We start from the raw sequence: 3,991 nt of genomic DNA on the forward strand, positions 1-3,991 counted from the left end.
GGTGCCCCCGGCAGGATTCGAACCTGCGCACACGGCTCCGGAGGCCGTTGCTCTATCCCCTGAGCTACGGGGGCTCGTCGGCGGCGATCTCGCTGATCGCTTCGACGGGTAGAACACTACCAGCTTCCGAGGGGTGGTTCGGAACCGGGTTTCCGGAGCCGGGCGGGCGGAAAAAGGGAAAAGCCGGACGCGGGGGGAGGTGCGGGCCTACCCTCTGAGGTGTGCCTGGCGTGTCCGGCCGGGTCCTTGTGGTGGACGACAGCAAGGTCATCCGGCAGCTGATCAGGGTCAACCTGGAGCTCGAGGGCTTCGAGGTCGTGACCGCGGCCGATGGTGCCGAGTGTCTGGAGGTCGTGGAGCGGGTGCGGCCCGACGTGATCACGCTCGACGTCGTCATGCCCCGGCTCGACGGCCTGCGGACCGCCGAGCTGCTGCGCGCCGGCGAGCGGACGCGGGACATCCCCCTGGCGATCGTCAGCGCGTGCGCGTCGGCGGGGCTGGGGAGCGAGCGGGCGCGCGCGGCGGGGGCGGACGCGTTCCTGGCCAAGCCGTTCGAGCCGGTGGAGCTGGTGCGGATGGTGCGGCGGCTGGCCGGCGGGAGACGGGGGACGGGTGAGCCGTGCGAGGCGGAGCCCGCCGTGGGACCACTGGGCTGAGCGCGTGCACGGACGTCGCCGCCGGGTGTGAGGTGCGTGTCATCCCCCGGAATGCGTTCGCACATCCCCGTACCTCCTCCCCTACCCTTGTCGCGTGACTCCCGCCCAGCTCTCGCGCGCCGTGCTGCGCACCGTGCGTCGTGCCGTCGGCGACGGTGCGCTGGGCGAGCTGCCCGCGGGCGCGCTGGACGCGCTGCCGGAGCGGATCACCGTGGGACGGCCGCCGCGTCCGGGCTGCGGGGACTACGCCACCAACGCCGCCCTGCGGCTCGCCGCCGTCACCGGGCAGCCCGCCCGCCGCGTCGCCGAGGTCCTGCGGGAGGGGCTGGTGCGGGAGGAGGGCATCGCCGAGGTGGCGGTCGCCGGGCCCGGCTTCCTCAACGTCACCGTGGCCGGCGGGGCGCGGGCCGAGCTGGTGAGGGCCCTGTCGGCGGAGGACGGGGCGGCGGACGGGGAGCATCCCGCCGAGGCGTCCACCGACCCCGCGCGCGACGCCCGGTGCTGGGCCGCCGCCACCGGCGAGGAGCCCTCGCTGGAGCAGCGGGAGACCAACCCCCTCTTCCTGGTGCAGTACGCCCACGCGCGCGCCCGGGCGCTGCTGCGCAACGCGCACGACCTCGGCTTCGGGCCCGAGGCCGGGGCGGGCGGGTACGCCTACGACGCCCCGCGCGAGCTGGCGCTCCTCGGACTGCTCGCCGAGTACGAGCGGATCGCCGGCTCCGGCTCGCCCGACCGGCTCGCCCGCCACCTGGAGGCGGTCGCCGACGCCTTCCTCGACATACACGGGTGCGTCCTGCCCGTCGGGGAGCAGAAACCCCTGGCCGCCCACCGCGCCCGGCTGGCCCTCGCCCAGGCCGCCGGGACGGTGCTGGCCGGCGGCCTGTCCCGGCTGGGCGTCACCGCACCCGCACGTCTCTGAGGAGATCCGAAGCGACCATGAGCCGTTCCGCACACCCCGCCGGGCCCCGTCACGCCGATGTGCTCCCCGAGGGCCACTACACCCCGCCGCCCGCCGACCTCAACGCCCTCGACCCGCGCGTGTGGGCCCGCACCGTCACCCGGAACGAGCGGGGCGTCGCGACCGTCGGCGGACTGGACGTGGTCACGCTGGCCGAGGAGTTCGGCACGCCCGCCTACGTCCTGGACGAGGACGACTTCCGGGCCCGCTGCCGGGCCTGGCGCGAGGCCTTCGGCGAGGACGCCGACGTGTTCTACGCCGGGAAGGCGTTCCTGTGCCGCACCGTGGTGCGCTGGCTGACGGAGGAGGGGCTCAACCTCGACGTCTGCTCCGGCGGCGAACTGGCCACCGCCCTGGCCGGCGGGATGCCGGCCGAGCGCATCGCGCTGCACGGCAACAACAAGTCCACCGCCGAGATCGAGCGGGCGGTCGAGGCCGGGGTCGGCCGGATCGTGCTCGACTCCTTCCAGGAGATCGCCCGCGTGGCGCACGTCGCCGAGCGGCTCGGCCGGCGCCAGCGCGTGCAGGTCCGGGTGACGGTCGGCGTCGAGGCGCACACCCACGAGTTCATCGCCACCGCCCACGAGGACCAGAAGTTCGGCCTGGCGCTCGCCGACGGGCAGGCGGCCGAGGCGGTGCGGCGGGTGCTGAAGCTGGACAGCCTGGAGCTGGTCGGCATCCACTCCCACATCGGCTCGCAGATCTTCGACATGGCCGGTTTCGAGGTCGCCGCGCGCCGCGTGGTGCAGTTGCTGACCGAGATCCGCGACGAGCACCGGATCGAGCTGCCCGAGATCGACCTCGGCGGCGGGCTCGGCATCGCCTACACCCCCGACGACGACCCGCGCGAGCCCCACGAGATCGCCAAGGCGCTGCACGACATCGTCGCCCACGAGTGCGGTGCCGCCGGGCTGGCGGTGCCGCGGCTGTCGGTCGAGCCGGGCCGGGCCATCGCCGGTCCGACGACGTTCACGCTCTACGAGGTCGGTACCGTCAAGGAGCTGCCGGGCCTGCGGACGTACGTCAGCGTGGACGGCGGCATGTCCGACAACATCCGCACCGCGCTGTACGACGCCGAGTACTCCGTCGCCCTCGTCTCCCGCACCTCCGACGCCGGGCCGATGCTCGCGCGCGTGGTCGGCAAGCACTGCGAGAGCGGCGACATCGTGGTGCGCGACGCCTTCCTCCCCGCCGACCTGGCCCCGGGGGACCTGATCGCCGTGCCGGCCACCGGGGCGTACTGCCGGTCGATGGCGAGCAACTACAACCACGCCCTGCGCCCGCCCGTGGTGGCGGTCTCGGGCGGGAGGGCGCGAGTGATCGTCCGGCGCGAGACGGAGGAGGACCTGCTCCGCCTGGACGTCGGATAGCGGCGTCCGCCCCGGACGCCGTCCGGGGCGGCTGTCTCAAAAACAGAGGACAATGTCTCGCATGCTGGACAGAACGGGGAATTCACCCGTTCGTACGTGAGACTGATCCCACCGGACTGTGAAGATAGCGAGGTCTAATGATGCGTACGCGTCCGCTGAAGGTGGCGCTGCTGGGCTGTGGGGTCGTCGGCTCAGAGGTGGCACGCATCATGACGACGCACTCCGAGGACCTCGCGGCCCGGATCGGCGCCCCGGTCGAACTGGCCGGGGTCGCCGTCCGGCGGCCCGGACGGGTCCGCGAGGGCATCGCGCCCGAGCTGATCACCACCGACGCCACCGCCCTGGTCAGCCGGGGCGACATAGACGTGGTCGTCGAGGTCATCGGCGGCATCGAGCCGGCCCGCACCCTGATCACCACCGCCTTCGAGCACGGCGCCAGCGTGGTCACCGCCAACAAGGCGCTGCTCGCCGAGGACGGCTCGACCCTCCACGAGATCGCCGAGAAGCACGGCGCGGACCTCTACTACGAGGCCGCCGCCGCGGCGGCGATCCCGCTGGTGCGCCCGCTGCGCGAGTCCCTGGCGGGCGACAAGGTCAACCGCATCCTGGGCATCGTCAACGGCACCACCAACTTCATCCTGGACCGGATGGACTCCACCGGCGCCGGGTACGCCGAGGCGCTGGACGAGGCCACCGCCCTCGGGTACGCCGAGGCCGACCCGACCGCCGACGTCGAGGGCTTCGACGCCGCCGCCAAGGCGGCCATCCTCGCCGGGATCGCCTTCCACACGCGGGTGCGCCTGGACGACGTCTACCGCGAGGGCATGACCGAGGTCACCGCCGCCGACTTCGCCTCCGCCAAGGAGATGGGCTGCACCATCAAGCTGCTCGCCATCTGCGAGCGGGCCCGGGACGGGGCGTCGGTCACCGCGCGGGTGCACCCGGCGATGATCCCGCTCAGCCACCCCCTCGCCTCCGTGCGCGGCGCCTACAACGCCGTGTTCGTC

The 3,991-nt window shown here is 73.6% G+C and carries 4 protein-coding genes and 1 tRNA gene; 4 read left to right on the plus strand and 1 reads right to left on the minus strand.

Annotation, left to right across the window (positions count from 1 at the left end; genetic code table 11):
• Positions 1-2 precede the first annotated feature (2 nt).
• Positions 3-74, minus strand: a tRNA-Arg gene (locus VE546_RS23555).
• 147 nt (positions 75-221) lie between these two features.
• On the opposite strand from VE546_RS23555, the gene VE546_RS23560 reads away from it, so the two are divergent.
• The 4 genes from VE546_RS23560 to VE546_RS23575 form a co-directional block, all read left to right on the plus strand.
• The gene (locus VE546_RS23560) at positions 222-656 is read left to right on the plus strand and encodes a response regulator (protein ID WP_414720558.1); all 435 of its coding nucleotides are present in this window, start codon (positions 222-224) and stop codon (positions 654-656) included.
• Between the two features lie 94 nt (positions 657-750).
• Positions 751-1,575 (plus strand): arginine--tRNA ligase, encoded by an 825-nt coding sequence (locus VE546_RS23565; protein ID WP_324925614.1) that lies wholly within the window; start codon positions 751-753, stop codon positions 1,573-1,575.
• Positions 1,576-1,592: 17 nt separating this feature from the next.
• A complete protein-coding gene (lysA, locus tag VE546_RS23570) occupies positions 1,593-2,984 on the plus strand; it encodes a diaminopimelate decarboxylase (RefSeq protein WP_324925616.1) in 1,392 nt (463 codons plus the stop codon).
• A 140-nt stretch (positions 2,985-3,124) separates the two neighbouring features.
• Positions 3,125-3,991, plus strand: an 867-nt coding sequence (locus VE546_RS23575; RefSeq protein WP_324925620.1) for a homoserine dehydrogenase, incomplete at its 3' end; no start/stop codon positions are given.

Origin of the sequence: Streptomyces sp., from assembly GCF_035644915.1 — a bacterium.
Taxonomy (GTDB): Bacteria; Actinomycetota; Actinomycetes; order Streptomycetales; family Streptomycetaceae; genus Streptomyces.